Origin of the sequence: Dyella sp. LX-66 (assembly GCF_018599165.1) — a bacterium.
Taxonomy (GTDB): Bacteria; Pseudomonadota; Gammaproteobacteria; order Xanthomonadales; family Rhodanobacteraceae; genus Dyella_D; species Dyella_D marensis.
The window spans coordinates 648,264-669,404 of record NZ_JAHFVJ010000001.1 but is presented as its reverse complement, the minus strand read 5'-3'; the positions used below and the strand labels follow the sequence as shown (position 1 = coordinate 669,404).

General features: G+C 69.1%; 21 protein-coding genes. 7 read left to right on the top strand and 14 right to left on the bottom strand.

The window, feature by feature from the left end; translation table 11 throughout:
- Window positions 1–17: 17 nt before the first annotated feature.
- The 4 genes from KK141_RS02995 to KK141_RS02980 form a co-directional block, all read right to left on the bottom strand.
- Window positions 18–2,021 carry an LTA synthase family protein gene (locus tag KK141_RS02995; protein ID WP_250901497.1) on the bottom strand — a complete coding sequence of 668 codons (2,004 nt, stop codon included), beginning with the start codon at window positions 2,019–2,021 and terminating at the stop codon, window positions 18–20.
- A gap of 80 nt (window positions 2,022–2,101) precedes the next feature.
- On the bottom strand, window positions 2,102–3,331 hold the full coding sequence (locus tag KK141_RS02990) for a multifunctional CCA addition/repair protein (RefSeq protein WP_214570888.1): 1,230 nt from the start codon (window positions 3,329–3,331) through the stop codon (window positions 2,102–2,104).
- Between the two features lie 32 nt (window positions 3,332–3,363).
- On the bottom strand, window positions 3,364–4,299 hold the full coding sequence (locus KK141_RS02985; protein WP_214570887.1) for a complex I NDUFA9 subunit family protein: 936 nt from the start codon (window positions 4,297–4,299) through the stop codon (window positions 3,364–3,366).
- Window positions 4,300–4,309: 10 nt separating this feature from the next.
- Window positions 4,310–6,418: a transglycosylase SLT domain-containing protein gene (locus KK141_RS02980; RefSeq protein WP_214570886.1), complete on the bottom strand. Its 2,109-nt coding sequence runs from the start codon at window positions 6,416–6,418 to the stop codon at window positions 4,310–4,312.
- A 223-nt stretch (window positions 6,419–6,641) separates the two neighbouring features.
- On the opposite strand from KK141_RS02980, the gene KK141_RS02975 reads away from it, so the two are divergent.
- Window positions 6,642–8,258 (top strand): glycoside hydrolase family 17, encoded by a 1,617-nt coding sequence (locus KK141_RS02975; protein ID WP_214570885.1) that lies wholly within the window; start codon window positions 6,642–6,644, stop codon window positions 8,256–8,258.
- On the opposite strand, the gene KK141_RS02970 is transcribed toward KK141_RS02975, so the two are convergent.
- From KK141_RS02970 to KK141_RS02950, 5 genes are all read right to left on the bottom strand, one after another.
- Window positions 8,160–8,585, bottom strand: coding sequence for a hypothetical protein (locus tag KK141_RS02970; RefSeq protein WP_214570884.1), 426 nt, complete (start codon window positions 8,583–8,585; stop codon window positions 8,160–8,162). The genes KK141_RS02975 and KK141_RS02970 overlap by 99 nt on opposite strands.
- Window positions 8,582–9,388 carry an endonuclease/exonuclease/phosphatase family protein gene (locus KK141_RS02965; RefSeq protein WP_214570883.1) on the bottom strand — a complete coding sequence of 269 codons (807 nt, stop codon included), beginning with the start codon at window positions 9,386–9,388 and terminating at the stop codon, window positions 8,582–8,584. Before KK141_RS02965 ends, KK141_RS02970 begins: the two co-directional genes overlap by 4 nt.
- Window positions 9,389–9,485: 97 nt before the next feature.
- The gene (locus KK141_RS02960; protein ID WP_167253630.1) at window positions 9,486–10,142 is read right to left on the bottom strand and encodes a thiol:disulfide interchange protein DsbA/DsbL; all 657 of its coding nucleotides are present in this window, start codon (window positions 10,140–10,142) and stop codon (window positions 9,486–9,488) included.
- A gap of 112 nt (window positions 10,143–10,254) precedes the next feature.
- Window positions 10,255–11,160: a thiol:disulfide interchange protein DsbA/DsbL gene (locus tag KK141_RS02955; protein ID WP_214570882.1), complete on the bottom strand. Its 906-nt coding sequence runs from the start codon at window positions 11,158–11,160 to the stop codon at window positions 10,255–10,257.
- Window positions 11,161–11,230: 70 nt separating this feature from the next.
- Entirely contained in the window at window positions 11,231–12,022 is a 792-nt protein-coding gene (locus KK141_RS02950) for a c-type cytochrome (RefSeq protein ID WP_214570881.1), read from the bottom strand.
- A 126-nt stretch (window positions 12,023–12,148) separates the two neighbouring features.
- On the opposite strand from KK141_RS02950, the gene yihA reads away from it, so the two are divergent.
- The gene (gene yihA, locus KK141_RS02945) at window positions 12,149–12,805 is read left to right on the top strand and encodes a ribosome biogenesis GTP-binding protein YihA/YsxC (protein WP_214570880.1); all 657 of its coding nucleotides are present in this window, start codon (window positions 12,149–12,151) and stop codon (window positions 12,803–12,805) included.
- 4 nt (window positions 12,806–12,809) lie between these two features.
- On the opposite strand, the gene KK141_RS02940 is transcribed toward yihA, so the two are convergent.
- A complete protein-coding gene (locus KK141_RS02940; RefSeq protein ID WP_214570879.1) occupies window positions 12,810–13,310 on the bottom strand; it encodes a GAF domain-containing protein in 501 nt (166 codons plus the stop codon).
- Between the two features lie 58 nt (window positions 13,311–13,368).
- Between KK141_RS02940 and bioD the strand changes: the two genes are divergently transcribed.
- The 4 genes from bioD (at window position 13,369) to KK141_RS02920 (ending at window position 17,263) form a co-directional block, all read left to right on the top strand.
- Window positions 13,369–14,049 (top strand): dethiobiotin synthase, encoded by a 681-nt coding sequence (bioD, locus tag KK141_RS02935; RefSeq protein WP_214570878.1) that lies wholly within the window; start codon window positions 13,369–13,371, stop codon window positions 14,047–14,049.
- Window positions 14,050–14,097: 48 nt separating this feature from the next.
- Window positions 14,098–14,448 carry a hypothetical protein gene (locus KK141_RS02930; RefSeq protein ID WP_214570877.1) on the top strand — a complete coding sequence of 117 codons (351 nt, stop codon included), beginning with the start codon at window positions 14,098–14,100 and terminating at the stop codon, window positions 14,446–14,448.
- A gap of 102 nt (window positions 14,449–14,550) precedes the next feature.
- On the top strand, window positions 14,551–16,740 hold the full coding sequence (gene dcp, locus KK141_RS02925; RefSeq protein ID WP_214570876.1) for a peptidyl-dipeptidase Dcp: 2,190 nt from the start codon (window positions 14,551–14,553) through the stop codon (window positions 16,738–16,740).
- A gap of 139 nt (window positions 16,741–16,879) precedes the next feature.
- Window positions 16,880–17,263, top strand: a complete 384-nt coding sequence (locus KK141_RS02920; protein ID WP_214570875.1) for a hypothetical protein — start codon at window positions 16,880–16,882, stop codon at window positions 17,261–17,263.
- A gap of 52 nt (window positions 17,264–17,315) precedes the next feature.
- Here the strand turns inward: KK141_RS02920 and KK141_RS02915 are convergent, their stop codons facing one another.
- From KK141_RS02915 to KK141_RS02900, 4 genes are all read right to left on the bottom strand, one after another.
- On the bottom strand, window positions 17,316–18,236 hold the full coding sequence (locus tag KK141_RS02915) for an AraC family transcriptional regulator (protein ID WP_214570874.1): 921 nt from the start codon (window positions 18,234–18,236) through the stop codon (window positions 17,316–17,318).
- Between the two features lie 54 nt (window positions 18,237–18,290).
- Complete coding sequence (locus tag KK141_RS02910) at window positions 18,291–19,076, bottom strand: DNA-binding domain-containing protein (protein WP_214570873.1); 786 nt, start codon at window positions 19,074–19,076, stop codon at window positions 18,291–18,293.
- Entirely contained in the window at window positions 19,073–19,921 is an 849-nt protein-coding gene (locus KK141_RS02905) for a DUF692 domain-containing protein (RefSeq protein ID WP_214570872.1), read from the bottom strand. The genes KK141_RS02910 and KK141_RS02905 overlap by 4 nt, the downstream gene beginning before the upstream one ends.
- 186 nt (window positions 19,922–20,107) lie before the next feature.
- Window positions 20,108–20,389 carry a hypothetical protein gene (locus KK141_RS02900; protein ID WP_214570871.1) on the bottom strand — a complete coding sequence of 94 codons (282 nt, stop codon included), beginning with the start codon at window positions 20,387–20,389 and terminating at the stop codon, window positions 20,108–20,110.
- A gap of 276 nt (window positions 20,390–20,665) precedes the next feature.
- On the opposite strand from KK141_RS02900, the gene KK141_RS02895 reads away from it, so the two are divergent.
- The gene (locus tag KK141_RS02895) at window positions 20,666–21,127 is read left to right on the top strand and encodes a DoxX family protein (protein ID WP_250901496.1); all 462 of its coding nucleotides are present in this window, start codon (window positions 20,666–20,668) and stop codon (window positions 21,125–21,127) included.
- Window positions 21,128–21,141: the final 14 nt, after the last annotated feature.

Below are 21,141 nucleotides of genomic sequence, written 5' to 3'. Positions count from 1 at the left end.
CGGGCGACGGCAGTACGTCAATGCAGGACGGGCGCCGCGCCCGCCGATCCCTGTTCCGCCTGCAAGGGCTTCACCGGCGTGTTGTCGTCGGGCCGCTTGCCGAGCTGGCGTGCCTTGTACAGCTCCGCCGCCACCTGGTAGTACGCCGTCGCCTCGTCCACCTTGGTGCGGTCCACCGGCTGCACCGGCACGCCGTCGCCGGTGTCGTAGTCCGGGCGCATCTGTTCGAGCTTGCGCTGCGGCTCCAGCACGGTCAGCACGTCGTCGCGCAGATAGCCCAGCTTCTCGTAGGTGGCGGGGAAGGCGCGCTCGCGGCCGGGTTCCAGCTGGAACAGGTCGTAGCCGAAGAAGCGGCTGCGGTAGCTGAAATTCAGCATGCCCAGCACCGTGGGCATGATGTCGATCTGCGCCATCAGCCGGTGCACGCGCTGCGGCGGGATGTGCTTGGGCGCATAGATCCACAGCGGGATGTGATAGCGGTTGATCGGCACGCTGGTGCGGCCCGCGCTGGAGGCGCAGTGGTCCGCGGTGATCACGAAGATGGTGTCGTCGAAGTACGGCTTGCTGGCGGCGCGCTTGAGGAAGTCGGCGATCGACCAGTCGGTGTAGGCCACCGCCGCCTCGCGCGTGCCGTTCTTCTCCTTCACGCGGCCGGCCGGCACGGTGAAGGGGCGGTGGTTCGAGGTGGTCATGATGTGCAGGAAGAACGGCTTGCCTTCGGCGTGGATGCTGTCCATCTGGCGCATCGCCAGGGTGTACAGGTCTTCGTCCGCCACGCCCCACACGTTCTCGTGATGGATCGGGTCGTCCTTGTTGATGTCGTTGCGGTCGACCGCCCGGTACCCGTTGTGGTTGAAGAAGTAATTCATGTTGTCGAAGTAGCCGTAGCCGCCGTAGACGAAGTCCGACTGGTAGCCGCGCGCATTGAACACGTTGGCCACCGAGAACAGGTCTTCGTTGTTGTGCGCCTTGATCAGCGAATCGCCCGGCGTCGGCGGAATGGCCAGCGACAGCGCCTCCAGGCCGCGCACGGTGCGCGTGCCGTTGGCGTAGAGGTTGTCGAAGAACAGGCTCTGGTCGACCAGCTTGTCGAGGTTCGGCGTGATGCCGCGGTCGTCGCCGAAGGTCTGCATGAAGTCGGCCGAGAAGCTCTCGATGCTGATCAGCACCACGTTCAGGCGCTTCTCCGGCCCTTCGTGGCGGATCTCGCGGGTGAGGTCGCGCGGGTCGTTGCTGACATACGTGGCCTCGGGCGTCTTCAGCATGGTGCGCACGTCGCGGAAGGCGCGCTCGTCCGGCAGGGTGGTGTAGAAGCGCGAGTATTCCAGGTGGCTGCTGCGGAACGCGGCGAAGAACTCGTAGATGCCGTTGCCCGAGAGTTCGTTGACGAAGTTGTTGTCGGTGCGGTCCTTCAAGGTGCCCTTGAACGCGGCCACGGTCACCACGGTCAGCACCAGCCACACCAGCGCCACCTTGGCGCGCTGCCAGAAGCGCGTGCCGGCGTCGCGCGTGCGCAGCCCGCGGCGGCTCACCAGCAGGGCGATCAGCACGGCCAGCGCCAGCAGGCTCAGCCAGCGGCCCAGCGGGTACGACTCACGGATATTGCCGATCACCTCGGTGGTGTAGACCAGGTAATCCACCGCGATGAAGTTGAAGCGCGTGCCGAACTCGTTCCAGAACACCAGCTCCGACGCGCCCACGAACATCAGCCAGTACAGCATCAGCGCCGCCAGCAGATACAGCGCCCACTGGCCCGTGCGCGACACGTAGGCGCGCCGCGGCATCAGCCACAGGAACAGCACCATCGGCCAGGCGATGTAGATGTAGGTGATCAGGTCGTACAGCAGGCCCACGCCGAAGGCGTAAGCCCAGTACAGCGGGCTGTGCGGCACGCCCTTGCCCGACATCACGAGCAGGGCCACGCGCGTGATCGCGCCGATCGCCACGTAGGCGAAGGCCAGCCACCACAGGGGGCGGAAACGCTGGCGCAGGGGCGAAGCGGAGGAATCGGCGGCTGACAAGGGGCGGCTCCAGAAATCGTGTGGGTGCCCGTCGTCGCAGGACGGAGACAGGCATCCCGGGCGTTATACAACGGAATGGCTTAGCCGTAGCTTCCGCGCAGGGCCGCAATAGCCTCGATACGGGCCTTTTCCATCGCCGCGCCCACCGCCGGCCCCTGCAGCCCCTGCGCCACGAAGGCACCGGCGCCGATCGCCGCGGCGGCGGCGCGCGCGGCGCGCAGATAGGCGGCTTGCGGGTAATCGCTGTGCTCCAGGCCCAGGCGGCCGCGCTTGTCGGCTTCGCAGGCGGCCAGGAACACCTCCAGCCGTTCCGGGCGGCGCAGCGCGTCCAGCGCGCCGAGCACGCGCAGCACGGTGGAGGGCTTGAGCTCGAAGGCGCGATGCGCGTTCAGGTGTTCGCGGCAGACCTGCTCGGCCAGCGCGGCGTATTCGGTGGGCACGCGCAGGCGCGCGCACAGCTGGCGCAGCGGTTCGACGCCGGCCTCCTCGTGGCCGATATGGCGCGGCAGCACGTCGGCCGGCGTCAGCGCCTTGCCGAGGTCGTGCGTGAGCGCGCAGAAGCCGACCAGCTCGTTGCCCGGCGCGATGCGCGCAGCCATGTCCAGCACCATCTCGATATGGATGCCGGTGTCGATCTCCGGATGGTATTCGGCGCGCTGCGGCACGCCGTACAGCGCATCGATTTCCGGAAACAGCACGGCCAGCGCACCGCTGGCGCGCAGCACGCGCAGAAAGGCCGACGGGCGCGGCTCGCCCAGCGCGCGGCGCGTTTCCTGCCACACGCGCTCGGGCACCAGATGGTCCACTTCGCCTTCGCGCACCATGCGGCGCATCAGCTCCATGGTTTCCTCGGCCACGGTAAAGCCCAGCGGCGCGAAGCGCGCGGCGAAGCGCGCCACGCGCAGCAGGCGCACCGGGTCTTCGACGAAGGCGGGCGAGACGTGGCGCAGCACGCGCTGCTCGATATCGCGCGCGCCGCCGAACGGATCGACCAGGCCGCCGGCCTCGTCCATGGCGATGGCATTGATGGTGAGGTCGCGCCGCTCCAGGTCCTGCTCCAGCGTCACCGCCGGGTCCGCGTGCACGGCGAAGCCGTGGTAGCCGCGGCCGGTCTTGCGCTCGGTGCGCGCCAGCGCGTACTCCTCGCCGGTGTCCGGATGCAGGAATACCGGGAAATCCTTGCCCACCGGCTTGTAGCCGAGCGCAAGCAGCTGCTCCGGCGTGGCGCCGACCACCACGTGGTCGTGGTCGCTGACGGGACGCTGCAGCAAGCGATCGCGGACGGCGCCGCCGACTAGATAGATACGCATGGCCGCGATTCTGCCATGCGCGGCGCCGCGGCTCAGCGCATGGCGCGGTAGCGGTCCAGCCGCCGCTGGCGCGGCGAGCCCTGCAGCAGCGTCGGCAGCCATGGCGTCAGCGGCTCGGCGCGGATGCCCAGCGCGGCATAGCCGTCCTGCTTGCCCACCGAGTCGGTGCGCAGGGTCAGGAAGTTGTCGTAGGAGAACGGCTTGCCCGGCAGCAGTTCGGCCAGGCGCGCCTGGATGCGGCCCAGCGCATCGGGTAGGGGCAGGATGTGCGTGCGCAGGCCCAGTGTGTCGCGGATGCGGTGCACGATCTCGCCCAGGGTCAGCACTTCGGGGCCGTACAGCTCGAACGTGCGGTCGATGCTGAGCCGGTCGTCCGCGATGCAGCGCGCGAAGGCTTCCGCCACGTCGCCCGCATAGGTCGGCGCCAGCCGCGAGCCGGCGCGCGCCAGCGGCAGCACCGGCATGAGGCGCAGCAGCGCGGCGAAACGCGAGACCAGGCCGTCGCCGGCGCCGAACATCACGCTGGACTGATAGATGGTCCAGTCCAGGCCGGACTGGCGCACCACCGCCTCGGCTTCGCCGCGCGTCTTCAGATAGCGCGACAGGCCCTGGCCGGCTTTCAAGGCGCTCATCAGATGCAGCCTGCCGACGCCGGCGGCCTGGCAGGCGCCGGTGACCCGGCGCGTGAGTTCCACATGGATTTCCTGCAGCGAACGCCCGCCGGCCGGATGCAGCGAGCCGATCATATGGATCACCGCATCGGCGCCTTCGAACTGCCGGCGCAGCGCATTGCCGTCGTAGACGTCGGTGCTGTGGATCTCCACGCCCGGCACCACCGCCAGCGCGCGGCGCCGCTCGCGATTGCGCGACAGCAGCACGATGCGGTGCCCGTCCATGGCCAGCCGCGGCACCAGATAGCTGCCGACGAAACCGGTGCCGCCGAGAATGACCAGACGCTTGGCGCTCATGACGGAAACCTCACTGCGAAGGACTGTTCGTGGCATCGCCGGCCGGCGGCGCGGGCACCGTGGCCGCCTCCGCCGGCGCGATGGCCGCGGCGGGCGCCGGGCAGCTCACCGGGCGGCGCGGCGTGTTGCGGTCGGGCAGCGCATAGGCCTGGCCGATCGCGGTCAGGCGCGACGCCAGCGGCGTGGCGTTGCCGTTGAGGCGCCAGTCGTAGATCACCGCGAAGGACATCACGCGCGCCACGTATTCGCGGGTTTCCTTGAACGGCATACTGGCCACGAACAGGTCCGGCGGCAGCGTGCCGCGCGCGGCCAGCCACTGGTCCAGGCGGGCGGGGCCGGCGTTGTAGGCGGCGCTGGCCAGCCATGGCGCGCCGTTGAAGCGTTCGGCCATCTGCGCGAGATAACGCGTGCCCAGCACGATATTGGTCACCGGGTCGTACAGCGAATCGGCGCCGGCCCAGTTCAGCCCGTTGCGCCGCGCGACCATCGCCGCGGTATCCGGCAGCAGCTGCATCAGCCCGCGTGCATTCGCGCCGGAGCGCGCATCGGCGGCCCAGGCGCTTTCCGCGCGCAGGATCGCGTAGGCCCAGGTCGGATCGATGCCGGCTTGTTCGGCCTGCGGCACCAGCCCGTCCTGGCTGGCCAGCGGGAAGCGCTGCTCGTAGTAGCGCAGCACCTCGCCCTTGTTGAAGGTGAACACGGCACGGTCGTACCAGCCGCGGCGATAGGCCAGGTCCACGGCGAGTTTCAGCGTGGCCATGTCGGCGCCGTCCAGCGCCTTGCCCCATTCGCGCCGCGCCTGCCGCGGCAGGCCCACCGCGTACAGCTCGAATGCGCGCTGCAGGCCGGCATTGGCGAGCACGGCCTGTTCGCGCGGCGGATCCGGCGGCAAGGTCAGCGGGCAGATCGAATACGGCACGTCGAGTTTGTCGGCGGCCATGAAGCCGAAGAAGGTCGGTTCTTCCGACAGCGGCGCCAGCAGCTTGCGCGCTTCGCCGTCGCGGCCCAGCGCGGTGAGCGCGCGCGCGCGGAACCAGCGCCATTCGCCGTCCTGCTTCTGCTCCGGCGTCAGCGCGTCGATCGCGCTCAGCGCGGCCTGCCAGTTCTGCTGTTCCAGCGCCACGCGCACGCGCCACTCGCGGGTGGCGTCGGTCTGCGCCTGCGGCGGCAGCGAGGCGAGGCGCTGCAGGGCGTCGTCGTTGAAGTCGGTGGCGTGGAACAGCGCGAGCGCGGAAAGAATGCGGCGCTGCTGTTCCTGGGTGAACTTGAAATGGCCGCGCAGCTGTTCCCAATAGTTGTCGGCGACGCTGGACTGCCGCCGCGCCAGCCGTTCCAGCGCCAGCATCGCGGCCTGCCGGCTGCGCGGCGTGTCGGGCCAGGTGCTGGCTTTCGCCGCAGCGCCGCCCGGATCGCGCAGCGCCATGGCGATGCGCTGGCCGGCCTGTGCGTCGTCGCCCGGCAGCCACGCCGCAAGCGCGGCCACGGTGCCGGCCTGGTTGGCGTCGGCGGCGCGGTCGATGCGGTCCCACAGGCGCTGCGCGGTGAGCAGGCCCTGCTCGCGCGCGGCGGCGATCACCGGGTCGCAGGCATTGGGCAGGTTGGGCTTGTTCCACAGCGTGGCGAGGTCGCGCTGGAAATCCAGCGCGGCGCCCTGCGCGGCCTGGCCCGACTGCGCCGATGCGGGCTGCGTCTGCGCCAGCCGCGCCTGCAGCGCGTCGCAGCTCAGCGCATCGCCCAGGCCCGGCTGGTACAGCGACTGGAAGGTGGTCCAGTCCTTGCGGCGCGCCAGTTCCAGCAGATAGTCGCGGCGCAGGTCGCTGGCGGGGATCAGGTCGGGATAGCGCTTGAGATACGCATCCACCGGCGCGCGGTCGAGCTGGCGCAGGTCGTGCGTGAGCGCGGCGGCTTCCAGGTACGGATACAGCGGATAGTCCGCGAGGTTCTGCGCCTGCGCGCGCCAGGCATCGCCGCCTTGCTGCGCGGTGGCATAAGCCTGCTTGAAGGCGGCGCGCTGCGCGTCGGTAGGTTCGGCGGCGTGCGCGAAGCCGGCCAGCAACAGGCCGGCGGCAAGAGCGAGCAGGGAATGGGCGAGACGCCGCGGCGCTGCGTGAACAGGCATGAAAACTCCTTGTGCGATGGCTTATCTAGACGAAGCAGCCGATCGATTGCGCAGTGTAGGCCGGACGATTCCTAGTCGCGGCCTCGGACCAGCCCGGCAGAATGTCAAAACTCGGCTGAGTCCTACGTTAAAGCGCGTCTTCACACCGTCGGGCAGCGCCATGCCCCTGCTAGACTTGCCCGCTTCCAAGGCGCCACGGCCGGCGCGATTCCACAGGTAGCGCATGTCGTCCACGCCGTCGCTTTCGTCCCGCGCGCGTCTTCTGCTCTGGCTGGTGCTGGCGTTCTGCGCCTTCGCTGGTGCGTTGTGGTGGTGGCTGCTGGGGCGGCCGGTGGCGCTGCCGGACGCACCGTCCGCGCGCATCGCCTGCGTGTCCTACGCGCCGTTCCGCGAACCGGGCGAGACACCGTACGACCTCAAGGCCTTCATCAGCCCCGAACGCATCGACGCGGATCTGCGCGCGCTGTCGCAGCGCTTCGACTGCGTGCGCACCTACTCGCAGGGCCAGGGCCTGAGCGCGGTGCCGGAGATTGCCGGGCGCTACGGCATGAAGGTGATCATGGGCATCTGGCTGGGCCGCGATCCGGTCGCCAATGCCAGGCAGGTGGAGCTGGGCATCGCCGAGGCGAAGGCGCATCCGGACGTGCTGCGCGGCGTGGTGGTCGGCAACGAGGTGCTGCTGCGCGGCGAGCAGTCGCCGAAGGCGCTGGCCGAGTATGCGCGGCAGGTGCGCGCGGCGATTCCCACGTCGGTGCCGGTCACCTATGCGGATGTGTGGGAGTTCTGGCTGCGCTATCCGGAGATGGCCAAGTCGGTGGACTACCTCACCATCCACATCCTGCCGTACTGGGAAGACGAACCCGTGCCGCCGGAACACGCCGTGCGCCACGTGGCCGAGGTCTACCAGCAGGTGAAGCGGGCCTTCCCCGGCCGCGAGGTGATGATCGGCGAAACAGGCTGGCCCAGCGCCGGCAAGCCGCGCCGCGCGGCGCGCGCCAGCGTGGTGAACGAGGCGCGCTATCTGCGCGAATTCCTCGACTACGCCGGCAGCGTGGCCATGCCGTACAACGTGATCGAAGCCTTCGACCAGCCGTGGAAGCGCGCGCAGGAAGGCACCACCGGCGGCTACTGGGGCATCTACGACGTGCATGCGCGGCCGAAGTTCGCCATGCAGGGTCCGGTGGTTGAAGAGCCGCGCTGGTGGCTGGGTTGGCTGGCTGGCGGCGCGGGTGCGCTGCTGTTCGTCGTCGCTGGAGCGTTGCGTCGCGAATGGCGCGGCATGGCGGGCTGGGGCGTGCTGCTGCTCGCGGGTTTCGCCACCGGCACTGCGCTGGCGTGGCAGTACCGGCAGATGCTTTACGCCTGTCGCGATCAGCTCGAATGGGCGCTGTCCTGGGCTGGTTGCGCCGGCGGGCTGGTCACCGCGATCGTATTGGCGCGCTGGCTTGCCGCGCGTATCGGCGGCGTGGCGTCGGCTGTGTTGCCCGGCAGCTGGCTGCGTTTCGCCTGGCTGTTCCTGCTTGCGCTGGAAGGTCTGCTGCTGGTGTTCGACGGCCGCTATCGCGACTTCCCGCTCGGCCTGGCGCTGCTGCCCTGCGTGGGCTACGGCCTGGCCGGCTGGCTCAGCGGCTGGACGCAGACCGCCGGCCTGCGCGTGGAAGAACGCTGCCTCGCCATCCTGGTGCCGCTGCTCGCGGCCGCGGTGGTGGCGCAGGACATCGGCCTCAATCCGGTGACCTGGCTATGGCTGGGCCTGAACCTGGCGATCGCGGTTCCCGTTCTGATCGGCTGGCGCCGCATCCGCCTGCAAGCGGCCGGCCTGGAATCGAACCAGGCGTAAGCAACCTACCAGCAGCGCGAACGCGCCCGCTTCGAAGCAATACAGCTGCAGCGCCAGCACGCCGCCGGCCGCGGCCAGCCAGGCGCTGGCCGGGTGTTTCCACACCAGGGCCAGGGCGGCGAAGGCCAGCGCGGCCCAGCCGTAGCCATAACTGAGAAAGCCCAGCACCAGCATCTGCCGCCCCTGGCACCAGGCCGGCGCGGTGGCAGCGGCTTCGCACAGGTGGCCGATGGCGGCTGGTTCGATCAGGCCGTAGCGGATCCACGCCGCGAGCGCGGCGATCAGGGCCAGCAGCAGCCAGGGCAGGGACAGGCGCAGGAAGTTCATCGGCGGAGTTTGTGAGGTCGCGGCGCGACATGCTGGGGGAGGCGGATTTCCGCCGCAACCGGCAAATGATCCGAAAACGCCTGCGGCAGCGCCCACAGCTTCTCCAGCCGCAGCGCCTCGGAGGTGAGGATATGGTCCAGCGCCTTGCGCGGCCGCCAGCTGGGGAAGGTGGGCGTGGCCTGCGCCGGCGGCACCAGGCTGCACTTGGCGAACAGGTGGCGCATCTCGGTGCTGTTGGCGTCGGTGTTGAGGTCGCCCATCAGCACCGCGTGCGGGAATTCCTGCAGCACCTCGGCGATAAAGCCCAGCTGTTTCGCGCGCGCCGTGGCGCTCAGCGAGAGGTGGGCGATCATCACCGCCAGCGCATCCTGGCCCTCGCCGAAGCGCGCCAGCAGGGCGCCGCGGCCGGGGATGCGGCTGGGCAGCTGGTAATCGAGCACGCTGTGCGGTTCCAGCCGGCTGATCAGGCCGTTGGCGGTATGCGCCAGCCGCGCCATCGGGCGGTTCGGCTGGTGGCTCCAGAACGGCATGCCGGAGGTTTCGGCCAGGTAGCGCGTCTGGTTGAGGAAGCCCGAGCGGAGGCTGCCGGCATCGGCTTCCTGCAGGCCGATCACGTCGAACTGCGGCAGTACTTCGGCCAGGCGGTCGAGGTTGTCCAGCTTGCTGCGGCCGGGCAGCACGGCGTTGAAGCTGCGCGTGATGTATTCGCTGTAGCGCTGCACGCTGGCGCCCGCCAGGATGTTGCAGCTCAGCAGCCGGAGGCGGCGTTCGGCGGCGGCAGGGGCGGGCGCGGCGGCAGTCATCGTGACGACATGGGGGCGGTGGATCGGAAAAACCCGGCAAGCATGACCGCCCGGACGTGAACGCGGAGCCGCCGGGCGGCTCCGCGCGGCAGGCGCATCACTTGGCGCCGGACAGCTCGCGCTGGGCCAGCCACTGGGCCAGGGCCGAGAGCTGGTCGAGCGTCTTCACTTCGTTGCTGCGGTACTTGCCGTCGACCACGATGGTCGGCGTGCCGTCCACGCCCCACTTCTGGATCAGCTCCAGGTCCTTCTTGATCTGCTGGGTCACCTCGGGCGAGGTGGCGATGGCCAGGAACTTGGCGCGGTCCACGCCCTGGGTGGCGTAGTAGTCGGCCAGCTCGTCCAGGGTGGAGATCGGGTAGTGCTGGTCGAACTTCTTGGCGAACAGGTCCAGGTGGGTCTTGTCGGCCACGCCCAGCTTCTCGGCCGCGTAGTAGGCGCGGGCGTAGGGCAGCCAGGCGTCGCTGAAGGCGGCCGGCAGCAGCTTGAACTTCACGCCCGGCGGCAGCTGCTTGCGCAGTTCCTCGGCCTTCGGCGCGAAATGCGCGCAGTGGACGCAGCCGTAGGAGAACACCTCGACCACTTCCACCTTGCCGTCGGCGCTGTAGCGCTGGGCGGGGGCGGCCAGGGCGACGTATTCCTTGCCTTCCGTATACGGCGCGGCGGCATTGGAATTGGACGCCGTGCAGGCGCTGGTCAGGACCAGGCCGGCCAGCAGGGCGGCGACGCGCAGACGGGCAATACGCTTGAACATGGGGTCTCTCCGCGAAACCGGCGGCCGTGGCCGCCGTGACGAATCGTGATGGCCGGCTTTTGTACCCGACCTTTGTAGCGCGCTTCTGTGACGGGTCTTACCTGGTCGGCGCTTACTTTCCGGCCGCTTCCTTCGCCACCAGCCACTTGGCCAGGTCGATCGACTGGTCGTAGCCGCCGGCGCTCTGCGCGGTGAAGCGGTACTTGCCGTCGATCACCATGGTCGGCGTGGATTCGACGCCGTAGGTGCGCACGAGTTCGTCGGCACGCTTGATCTTGGTGTTGATGCTGAAGGAGTTGGCCACCGCGACGAATTCCTTCGGGTCGGCGCCGAACTTGGCGTAGACCTTGGCGGCGTCGTCGATGGTCGGCAGGTCGCTGCTCGGACGCAGGCCGGTGCCGGCGGCGTTGTAGGAGGTGAGCTCGCGGGTGTCCCACACGGCGTTGAAGATCGCCTCGTGCGACTTCTCGGCCACGCCCAGCGCCTCGGCGGCGTAGTAGGCGCGCTGGAACATCGGGAAGTTCTCGGCCGAATTGAACGACACCGGCAGGTAGGCCACCTGGGTGCCGGCCGGCAGCTGCTCGACCAGCTTCTTCATGGTCGGGCGGAACTGGTTGCAGGCGGGGCAGCCGTAGGAGAACACCTCGGTCACTTCGATCTTGTCGGTGTTGCTGACCTTCGGCTGCGCCGGCTCGATGCGGAAGTAGTTCTTGCCTTCCACCCACTTGCCGTCGTCGACGAAGGCCTGAGCCGCGCCCGCGGGCACCGGCGCCGCGGCCGGGGCGGGCGTCTCGGTCTTGGCGCTGTCGCCGGCGGTGCTGGCGGTGCTGGCGGCGGCCGGAGCGGCGGCGGTGGCCGCCGGTGCCGGCTGCTGCGCGGGGGCGCTGGCGGCCGCAGCGGGCGCGGCCGCGGAAGCCGGCGCGGCGGGCTGCTGGGCGGCGGTGCCGTTGTCGTTGCCCTGGCTGCAGGCGGCGATCGCCAGCATCGAAACGAACAGGAACGGCAGGCGCTTGCGCATGGGAAACCTCAGATAACGGGGAGGGGAGACAAGAACGCCGGCCAGTGGCCGGCGTCGTCGATCGGATCGATCAGGGCGTGGCGGGCTTGGCCGCCGCGCTTTCCGTGGCATGCAGGCCTTCGACATAGCTGGCCACCGCGGCGATGTCCTTCTCGTCGAGCTTCTGCGCGATGCTCGGCATGATCTTGGCGTGCGCGTCGTCGCCCCAGCTGGTGCCGTCGTGCATGGCCTTCAGCGTGGCCTGGATGTACTGCGCATGCTGGCTGGTGAGCTGCGGATACATGGCGCCCGGATTGCCGCGGCCGTCGATGCTGTGGCAGGCCATGCAGGCCGGCACGCCCTTGGCGGCGTCGCCCTGGCGGTACAGCTGCTCGCCGCGCTGGACCAGGGCCTGGTCGGCCACGCCCGGCAAGGCGCTCTTGCCGGCGAAGTAGGCGCCGATGTCGTGCATGTCCTGCTCGGACAGAGGCGCGGCCATGCCCATCATGATCGGGTTCTGGCGCTTGCCGGACTTGAAGTTGGTCAGCTGCTGGACGATGTACTGCTCGCTCTGGCCGGCCAGCTTGGGGTACTGCGCGTCGCTGGAGTTGCCGTCCATGCCGTGGCAGGCGCCGCAGGCGGCGGCCTTGCCCTGGCCGGCGGTGGCGTCGCCGAGCTTCACGCCGCTATGGGCGGCTTCGGCGGCGGCGGGCTTCTCGGCGGCGGCAGGCGCGGCGGCGGAGGCCGCGGCCGCCGGCTTGGCCGACGAGGCGGCGGCGGGCTTGGCGTCCTGTGCCGCCGCGAGGCTGGCGGACAGCGCAAAGACCAGGGCTACGGCACAACCGAGTACAGCGGGCCGGGAACCAGCGGGCCGAAAACTCATACACTTGTCTCCAGAAGAACTGCTATGGCTGCACGGCGCGCATGGAATCGCACCCGTAACTGGCAGAAACCTTGGAATTATCCCTGCCCCACCGGGGTCGGTCAAACCATCAGAATCATCAAGTACATGGCCCCCAATCCGCTCCAGGGCGCCCGCTTCGTGCTGGCTGCTCACCGTATCGACCAACTTCCCATGGACAACGGCGCCGAGGTCGCGTTCGCCGGCCGCTCCAACGCCGGCAAGTCCAGCGCGCTCAACAAGCTCACCGGCCATCACGGCCTGGCGCGTACCTCCAAGACGCCGGGCCGCACCCAGCAGATGGTGGCGTTCGCGCTGCCGCCGCTGGCGCAGGGCGAAGGCGCCGCGCCGCTGGACGCGCGCCTGATCGACCTGCCCGGCTACGGCTACGCCAAGGTGCCTGAGCCGCTGCGCGAGCACTGGAAGCGCGAGATCGACGCCTATCTGCACCGCCGCCAGAGCCTGCGCGGGGTGGTGCTGATCGTGGACATCCGCCATCCGCTGAAGGAATTCGACCGGATGATGCTGGCCTTCTGCCAGGACACCGCGCTGCCCTGCCACGTGCTGCTGACCAAGGCCGACAAGCTTTCGCGCAACCAGGCCGCGCAGGCGCTGGCGGCGATGCGCAAGCAGTTCGAGGCCGAGGGGCTGCAGGCGGCCACGGCGCAGGTGTTTTCTTCCTCGGAAGGCACCGGCGTGGACGAGGGACGGGCCGCGGTGATGGAGCTGCTGCACCGCGAGCGCAACAACCCGCTCAGCGCGTAGGCGCTCAGCGCGCGGCGCTGTCCACCGCTTCCATGAAGACCGCGCACAGCGCCTCCATGCCGGCGCGGTCTTCGTCGTCGAAGCGCGCGACCAGGGGGCTGTCCACGTCCCATACGCCGAGCAGGCTGCCGTCTTTGCGCACCAGCGGCACCACGATCTCCGAGTTGGACGCCGCATCGCAGGCGATATGCCCGGCGAAGGCGTGCACGTCGCGCACCAGCTGGGTCTCGCGCGTCTGCGCCGCGGTGCCGCAGACGCCACGGCCGATGGCGATGCGGATGCACGCCGGCTTGCCCTGGAACGGACCGACCACCAGCTCGTTGCCGTCGTACAGATAGAAGCCGGCCCAGTTGAAGTCCGGCAGGCTGTGGAACACCAGGGCCGAGAAATTCGCCGCGTTGGCGATCAGATCCGGCTCTCCGGCGAGCATGCCGCGCATCTGTTCGCACAGGTCCGCATAGTGTTCCTGCTTGCTGGCGTACGTAGCGGTGGCGACTTCGAACATGGCGGCGGATCCGGCGGCAAAGTCCGTATTATGCGCCCACTTCCCACAGGAACGCCGCATGAGCCTGCCCGCCGTATTCGTCGCCGGCACCGATACCGGCATCGGCAAGACCCACGCCGCCTGCGCGCTGCTGCACGCGTTGCGCGAAGCGGGCGAATCGGCCTGCGGCATGAAGCCGGTGGCGAGCGGCTGCATGGATACGCCGGACGGGCGCCGCAACGAAGACGCACTCGCCCTGCTCGCCGCGGGCAGCGTGCCGCTGCCGTACGAGCTGGTGAATCCCATCGCACTGCGCGAGCCGCTGTCGCCGCACCTGGCCGCCGCGCACGAAGGCGTCACCATCGCGCTGCCGCCGCTGCGCGAAGCCTTCGATGCCTTGCAGGCCAGCCACGACCGCGTGGTGGTGGAAGGCGTCGGCGGCTGGCTGGTGCCGCTGGCGCCGGGCCTGTTCGCCTCGGATATCGCCAAGGCCTGGCAGCTGCCGGTGATCCTGGTGGTCGGCCTGCGCCTGGGTTGTCTCAGCCACGCGCTGCTGACCGCGCGCGCCATCGTGGCCGACGGCTGCCGGCTGGCCGGCTGGATCGCCAACCGCATCGACCCGGCCATGGATGCGACTGAGGAAAACCTCGCCACGCTGCGCACCCTGCTGCATGCGCCTTGCCTGGGTGTGCTGCCGCATGGCGAAGTGGAACCCGCGCTCGCCGCGCGCCACTTGAACGTGAAGTCGATCATTGCTTGACGCACGCTGGGGCATGCTTGCCCGCAGGTACCGCACAAGGAGTTCCGCATGGCCAGCCGCAGCCACTTCTATCTCTCCATCGACGATCTCGGCCACGCCCGCGGGCCCGAGCCCAGCCTGAGCTACGAAGGCGCCGGCCCCAACGACTTCGCTGCGGCGCTGCAACAGGCGCTGCGCGAGCCGGGCCTGTTCGAGCGCTGGCGCGCGATGCAGGAGGAGCCTGACGAAGTCGATCCCGCGCTGGGCAAGACCGACCCGTCGGCGCAAGTACATGCGCAGGTCGCCGACCTGCACACGGAGGTGGATCTGATCACCGACCTGCCGATGAGCATCGTGCGGCATCGTCTGAATCTGCTGATCGGTCCGAGCTGGAAGCTGCGCGACATGCGCGCGGCGTAACGCCCTGGCGCGCCGCGGCGCCGCGGCGCGCTGACTTCCGGCCCTTGGACGCGTGCGCCGGCTGTGGTTACAGTCGGTTTTTTCATGCACCAAGGAAATTCCATGCCGCCTCTCCGCGCCCTGGCGATCGCCACCTCGCTCGCCCTCGCCGCCTGCTCGCAGCCGTCCAACGATGCGGCCAAGACCGCCGATCACCCGGCTGCCGCCGCCTCTGCGCCGGCCACCGCCGAGGCGCCGTCGGCCAATCCGTTCTTCGCCGCCAGCACGCTGCCGTTCGGCGCGCCGCCGTTCGACAAGATCAAGGAGAGCGACTACCAGCCGGCGATCGAAGAGGGCATGAAGCAGCACCTCGCCGAGATCGAGCAGATCGCCAACAATCCCGAAGCGCCGAGCTTCGACAACACCTACGTGGCGATGGAAAAGGCCGGCGCGCTGCTCACCCGCGTCAACCACGCCTTCGACGCCGTCACCGGCGCCAACACCAGCGACGCGCTGCAGAAGGTGCAGGAAGACGAAGCGCCCAAGCTCGCCGCGCACCAGGACGCGATCTACCTCAACGACAAGCTGTTCAAGCGTGTCGAAGCGGTGTACCAGCAGCGCGCGACGCTGAAGCTCGATGATGAATCGCAGCGCCTGGTCGAGGTGGTCTACAAGAACTTCGTGCACCACGGCGCCAAGCTGTCCGAGGCGGACAAGGCCAAGCTGAAGGAGCTCAATAAAGAAGAGTCCACCCTCAGCACGCAGTTCACCAACAAGTTGCTCGCCGCCACCAAGGCCGGCGCGCTGGTGGTGGACGACAAGGCCAAGCTGGCCGGCCTTTCCGACGGCGATATCGCCGCCGCCGCGCAGGACGCCAAGGAGCGCAAGCTCGACGGCAAGTGGGTGCTGCCGCTGCAGAACACCACGCAGCAGCCGCAGCTGCAGAGCCTGAGCGACCGCGCCACGCGCGAGGCGCTGTTCAAGGCCTCGTGGGACCGCGCCGAGCACGGCGACGACAACGACACCCGCGGCCAGATCGAGCGCATCGCTCAATTGCGCGCCGAGCAGGCCAAGCTGCTGGGCTTCCCGAATTACGCGGCGTGGCAGCTGGAAGACCAGATGGCCAAGACGCCCGATGCGGCGCTGAGCTTCATGCACAACCTGGTGCAGCCGGCCACCGCGCGCGCGCAGTCCGAAGCCAAGGACATCCAGGCGGTGATCGACCAGCAGAAGGGCGGCTTCAAGCTCGAAGCCTGGGACTGGAGCCGCTACGCCGAGCAGGTGCGCAAGGCCAAGTACGACCTGGACGAGACCCAGATCAAGCCGTACTTCGAGCTGGACAACGTGCTGCAGAACGGCGTGTTCTACGCCGCCAACCAGCTCTACGGCCTGACCTTCAAGGAGCGCAAGGACATCCCGGTCTACCAGCCGGACGTGCGCGTGTTCGAAGTGTTCGACAAGGACGGCACCTCGATGGCGCTGTTCTATTGCGACTACTTCAAGCGCGACAACAAGGGCGGCGGCGCCTGGATGAGCAACTTCGTCGACCAGTCCAAGCTGCTGGGCGCCAAGCCGGTGGTCTACAACGTCGCCAACTTCACCAAGCCCGCGCCGGGCCAGCCGGCCCTGCTGTCGTTCGACGACGTCACCACCATGTTCCACGAGTTCGGCCACGCGCTGCACGGCATGTTCGCCGACTCGCAGTACCCCACGCTGTCCGGCGCCAACACCGCGCGCGACTTCGTCGAATTCCCCTCGCAGTTCAACGAGCACTGGGGCACCGATCCGAAGATCTTCGCCCACTACGCCAAGCACTATCAGACCGGCGAGCCGATGCCGCAGGCGCTGGTGGACAAGATCAAGAAGGCCGGCACCTTCAACAAGGGCTACGACATGACCGAGCTGGTCGCCGCCGCGCTGCTCGACATGAACTGGCACAGCCTGGGCGCCGACGCACCCAAGCAGGACGCCGACAAGTTCGAGGCCGAGGCGCTGAAGAAGGACAAGATCGACCTCAGCTACGTGCCGCCGCGCTACCGCTCCAGCTATTTCCAGCACATCTGGGGCAATGGCTACGCCGCCGGCTACTACGCCTACCTGTGGACGCAGATGCTGGCCGACGACGGCTTCGAATGGTTCAAGGAGCACGGCGGCCTGACCCGCGAGAACGGCGACCGCTTCCGCGCCATGATCCTGTCGCGCGGCAATACGGTGGAGCTGGGCAAGCTGTATCGCGACTGGCGCGGCAAGGACCCCAGCGTGGAGCCGATGCTGATCGACCGCGGCCTGAAGGCGGAGGCGGCCAAGAAGTAATCCCGGTGTCGCGGCGCGGCGGTGCATCGGACGATGCGCCGCCACGCCGCACGGCGTCCTGCCGGAAAGACGGGACGCGTTCTGCAGCAATGGTTGTACGGAAAGGAAACGTTTTTCGCATTCACTTACGGAGAAGGTCATGCAAAAACTGCCGTCCATGCTTGCATCTGTCGTTCTGTCGGCCGCGTTCGGCCTGTTCGCCGCCGCACCCGCGGCGCACGCGCAATCCGCCGGCGTGGCCTTGTCGTGCGGCGTCAATGTCTGCGACGCCACCGCGACCAGCCCGGGTTCGCCCACGCCGTTCGTCTACAACTGGTCGTTCACCGGCACCGCGCATCTGTCCGCGCCGTTCCACTGCAACAACAGCGGCCTGCTGGGCCACAAGGCGCAGTGCACCTTCCAGTGCCTGCAGCCGTACAACGACCACATCATCATGAAGGTCACGGTGCAGGACGCGACCGGCGCCTATATCGGCGATGCTTCGGCCGGTGCGGTCTGCAACGGTACGGCCGGCGACATCTGAGCCGGCGCAGGTTTTCGATCGGAAAGGGCCGGCCTGTGCCGGCCCTTCTTTTTCATGCCGCCAGCGCGTCCGCGCGCACCGCACCGGGGCTGGTGCCGCTCACCCGCTTGAACAGCCGGCGGAACGCGGCTTCGCTGGCATAGCCCAGGCGTTCGGCGATCGCCGCCACCGACAGCTGGCGTTCGCGCAGCAACTGCTCCGCCACGCTCACCCGCCACTGCGTGACGTATTGCATCGGCGGCATGTGCATCAGCTGGGTGAAGCGTTCGGCGAAAGCCGAGCGCGACATGCAGGCCAGTGAAGCCATCGAGGGCATGGTCCAGGGTTCGCCGGGTTTCTCGTGCACGGCATGCAGCACCTTGCAGATGCGCGCGTCGGCCAGCGCGGCGAACAGGCCCTGGCGTTCCGCGCTGCGGCTGGCGTAGTCGCATACGGCCAGCGCGAACAGCGTGTCGGCCAGCTTGTTGAGCAGCACCTGGCGGCCGGCCTGCCGCGACTGCGAGACCTGCACCATCATCTCGGCGAGCTGGCGGAACATGCTGCCGGCCTCGCTGGAACGCACCGCGAAGCAGGGTGGCAAGGCGTGGCTCAAGGGGTGCCGCGCATGCGCGGGGAAATGCAGCTCGCCGCAGATCAGGCTGGTCGCGTCATCGTCGTGGCCGGCGCCGCGCAGGCGGTGCGGATCGCCATGCGGCAGCACCACCAGGTCGCCCGCGGCCAGCTCCATGCGCAGGCCGATCGCCTTGCTTTCCACGCGGCAGTGGCCGGCGCCGACCAGGTGGAACAGGCCGCAGTGGTAGCGCGGTTCCTCCAGGAACCAGGAGCCGCAGTACTGCAGCTCGGCCACGATATCGACGCGCAGGTTCGACTGGAGCAGCAGGGCTTCCAGCGCGGGCGACACGGCGCAGGGCTGGGCTGGGCCGGTTTGACCTGGCACGGGCTGGCCCGGGATGGAGCTGGGCAGGGCGGACATGGGCGTTCCTTTCGCAGCGGTTCGCCCAAAGCTTCGGTGCGGAGGGGCCGGCGGTTACATGCCGCCGGCCTGCAGCTCGCGGATCAGGCCCGCGTCGACCCACTGGCGCAGCAGGGTGGCGAGGCGGGCCAGCGCCTGCTCCGGCGGCGCATCGGCCGCGGCCAGCTCGCACAGCACGGCGAACGGTTCGCCCCGCGCCGCCGCGGCCAGCAGGGCGGCTTCGGCCGGCTCCACCGCGCGGTAGCGCACGCTCAGTTCCTGGCGCCACACCAGCAGGCGCCGCGGCCGCGCGCGCCGGCGCAGATGCGGGCGCGCCGCGCCAGCGTCCACGGCGGTGCGGAAGGCGTCGACATTGGTGGACAGCGCCAGCCACTGCAGGTGCTGCTGCGGCAGCAGGCGCAGCGCGGCCCAGTCCTGCGGCGCGACGGCGGCCAGCGCCTCGGCGCCGATGACCGGTTCGTCCGCGGCGTCGAAACAGGTGGAGATCGCCCAGTCCAGCTCGGCCGCTTCGGCGAACGCCGGCCGGTCGCGCCAGGGCAGCGCGTAGCGCAGGAAGGCGGCCAGTCCCGCGCCGTGCCAGCGCAGGTTGTAGTGCTCGGAGGGGCAGGCGTCGATATAGCGGTCGAGCAGCGCGTTGAAACGGCGCCCGGCCAGGCTGGCGAGGGTGGGGAATTCGTTGCCGAGCGCTTCGCGCAGGCGCGCGCGGTAGCCGTGGCGGTAGATGGCGAGCCGGCTTTTCGCATCGGCGATGCCGTCGCCGACCAGCTCGGACATGGGCGTCGCGGCCGAGGCCATCACGGCCCGCTGCAGGCGCAGCTGCAAGGCCTGCAGCTCGCTCATGCGGCCGCCTTCGCCAAGGGGGCGGCCAGCCGGCGCGCGTGTTCCAGCTCGGCCAATAGCTCGCTCAGGGGCGGCATGTGGTCGTCGCGTTCGATCATGGTCGATACGGCGCCGAAGCGGCGCACCGCCGCCTCGTACAGCGTCCACACCGGCGTGGGCACCGGCGCGTCGTGCGTATCCACCAGCAGCGCCTCGCCGTGTTCGTGGCCGGCGAGATGGAACTGCTGCACGCGTTCGACCGGGATGCCGTCGAGATAGCGCAGCGCATCGAAGCCGTGATTGCGCGCGCTGACGTAGACGTTGTTGATGTCCAGCAGGATCAGGCAGTCCGCGCGCCGCGCCACTTCGGCGAGGAATTCCCATTCCTCCAGCTGCGCATCGGCGAAACGGATATAGCTGGAGACGTTCTCCAGCAGGATGCGCCGCCGCAGCCGCTCCTGCACCTGGCGCACGCGCGCGACCACGTGGTCCAGCGCTTCCTCGGTATACGGCAGCGGCATCAGGTCGTGCAGGTTCACGCCCTGCACGCCGGTCCAGCACAGATGGTCGGACACCCAGGCCGGCTCGATGCGCCGGGCCAGCGCGTCCAGGCGCGCGAGATAACCCTCGTCCAGCGGATCGGTGCCGCCGATCGACAGCGACACGCCGTGCATCGCCAGCGGAAAGCGCGCGCGGAAACGTTCAAGCCACACGAGCGGCAGGCCGCCGGGGACCATGTAGTTCTCGGAGACGATCTCCAGCCAGTCGACACTTTGCGGGTGGTCGAGCAGTTCCTGGTAGTACTCCACGCGCAGGCCGAGGCCGTAGCCGAGGTAGGGCGGGCGCTCGTTATCGACATGGCTCATCGCGCGTTACCTCCTCAATCTTCAAGAGTGAATCCTTCTCCCGGCGGCGACCCGAAGGTAGTCCCCGTGGGAGAGAAGGTGGCGGCAGCCGGATGAGGGTACGGCCGGAGCGGTGCACATCACTCTTGTGCTCCGGCCGAACCCTCACCCCAACCCCTCTCCCGATGGGAGAGGGGCTTTAAAGCATCAGGCCTTGTTCTCGGCCTGCGCCTTCTCGCAGTCCGCCTGGCTCTTCTGCATGGTGAAGCCCTGGCCCTTGCACGCATTCTGGCCCTTACAGGCATTGCTCGCCTGCTTGCATGCGCCGTGGCCCTTGCAGGCCGAGGAGTTCATGCACTTGACCGACGCCGTCGCGCCCTGGGCCTTGTCGCCCTTGGCGTTGTCGGCCATGGCGGCGGAGGCCGCGGTCATGGCGAACAGGCCGGCGACCATCGCGGCCATCGCGCCGCTCTGCAGAGTCTTCTTCATGGTTCAACTCCCTCTCGAGGTGTGGGTGCCGCCCGGGGCGGCGGTGATGTCCAGTCCGTGCGCCGGTGGCGCGGGTCGGTCTCGACGCCGGGCATTCTGCGCGCCCCGGGGCGGGGGCGAATGTGTCCTGGTATCCGTGGTTCATGCCCGATCGTCCGGTCGCGCCGAACGTCGGCGATGCCGGACCCCGGGCAAGAAAGCGTGGACGCCCGGGCATGGCGGGGCCGCCGGGCGCGGCCGAAGATGCCGCCCACTTTCCTCGACCGGACCACTGCGATGCGTACTTTCCTTGCTGCCCAGGCCTCGCGCCTGCTCGATCTGCTGCATGCCGGGCGCTGGCTGGGGCCCTTGGTCATGCGCCTGGGCTTCGGCTACTTCTGGCTGGAGACGGGCATCGCCAAGGTGCAGCACGTGGACGGCTTCGCCGAGCGCTTCGCCAGCTGGAACATTCCGTTTCCGCTGCTGAGCGCCACGGTATCGGCCTGGACCGACCTGATCGGCGGCGCCCTGCTGATGCTGGGCCTGTGCACGCGCCTGATCAGCGTGCCGATGCTGATCAATATGATCGTCGCGTTGACGCTGGTGGTGTCGCGCGATATCTCGGGCCTGGACGAATACGTCGAGAGCTCCGAGTTCACCTACATCCTGATTCTGTTCTGGCTGCTGATGGCCGGCCCGGGCAAGGCGAGCCTGGATACCTTGCTGGCGCGCTGGCTGGGCATCCGCGCGCGGGACTGAAACGCACGAGGCGC

What these genes read in the sequence shown, in the direction of transcription:
- KK141_RS02960 (WP_167253630.1), bottom strand. Translation starts at nt 10,142, where the DNA reads ATGTTCAAGCGTATTGCCCGTCTGCGCGTCGCCGCCCTGCTGGCCGGC.
- KK141_RS02950 (WP_214570881.1), bottom strand. Translation starts at nt 12,022, where the DNA reads ATGAGTTTTCGGCCCGCTGGTTCCCGGCCCGCTGTACTCGGTTGTGCC.
- KK141_RS02940 (WP_214570879.1), bottom strand. Translation starts at nt 13,310, where the DNA reads ATGTTCGAAGTCGCCACCGCTACGTACGCCAGCAAGCAGGAACACTAT.
- KK141_RS02930 (WP_214570877.1), top strand. Translation starts at nt 14,098, where the DNA reads ATGGCCAGCCGCAGCCACTTCTATCTCTCCATCGACGATCTCGGCCAC.
- bioD (WP_214570878.1), top strand. Translation starts at nt 13,369, where the DNA reads ATGAGCCTGCCCGCCGTATTCGTCGCCGGCACCGATACCGGCATCGGC.
- KK141_RS02905 (WP_214570872.1), bottom strand. Translation starts at nt 19,921, where the DNA reads ATGAGCCATGTCGATAACGAGCGCCCGCCCTACCTCGGCTACGGCCTC.
- KK141_RS02895 (WP_250901496.1), top strand. Translation starts at nt 20,666, where the DNA reads ATGCGTACTTTCCTTGCTGCCCAGGCCTCGCGCCTGCTCGATCTGCTG.
- KK141_RS02990 (WP_214570888.1), bottom strand. Translation starts at nt 3,331, where the DNA reads ATGCGTATCTATCTAGTCGGCGGCGCCGTCCGCGATCGCTTGCTGCAG.
- KK141_RS02955 (WP_214570882.1), bottom strand. Translation starts at nt 11,160, where the DNA reads ATGCGCAAGCGCCTGCCGTTCCTGTTCGTTTCGATGCTGGCGATCGCC.
- KK141_RS02910 (WP_214570873.1), bottom strand. Translation starts at nt 19,076, where the DNA reads ATGAGCGAGCTGCAGGCCTTGCAGCTGCGCCTGCAGCGGGCCGTGATG.
- KK141_RS02980 (WP_214570886.1), bottom strand. Translation starts at nt 6,418, where the DNA reads ATGCCTGTTCACGCAGCGCCGCGGCGTCTCGCCCATTCCCTGCTCGCT.
- dcp (WP_214570876.1), top strand. Translation starts at nt 14,551, where the DNA reads ATGCCGCCTCTCCGCGCCCTGGCGATCGCCACCTCGCTCGCCCTCGCC.
- KK141_RS02975 (WP_214570885.1), top strand. Translation starts at nt 6,642, where the DNA reads ATGTCGTCCACGCCGTCGCTTTCGTCCCGCGCGCGTCTTCTGCTCTGG.
- KK141_RS02920 (WP_214570875.1), top strand. Translation starts at nt 16,880, where the DNA reads ATGCAAAAACTGCCGTCCATGCTTGCATCTGTCGTTCTGTCGGCCGCG.
- KK141_RS02970 (WP_214570884.1), bottom strand. Translation starts at nt 8,585, where the DNA reads ATGAACTTCCTGCGCCTGTCCCTGCCCTGGCTGCTGCTGGCCCTGATC.
- KK141_RS02900 (WP_214570871.1), bottom strand. Translation starts at nt 20,389, where the DNA reads ATGAAGAAGACTCTGCAGAGCGGCGCGATGGCCGCGATGGTCGCCGGC.
- yihA (WP_214570880.1), top strand. Translation starts at nt 12,149, where the DNA reads ATGGCCCCCAATCCGCTCCAGGGCGCCCGCTTCGTGCTGGCTGCTCAC.
- KK141_RS02985 (WP_214570887.1), bottom strand. Translation starts at nt 4,299, where the DNA reads ATGAGCGCCAAGCGTCTGGTCATTCTCGGCGGCACCGGTTTCGTCGGC.
- KK141_RS02965 (WP_214570883.1), bottom strand. Translation starts at nt 9,388, where the DNA reads ATGACTGCCGCCGCGCCCGCCCCTGCCGCCGCCGAACGCCGCCTCCGG.
- KK141_RS02915 (WP_214570874.1), bottom strand. Translation starts at nt 18,236, where the DNA reads ATGTCCGCCCTGCCCAGCTCCATCCCGGGCCAGCCCGTGCCAGGTCAA.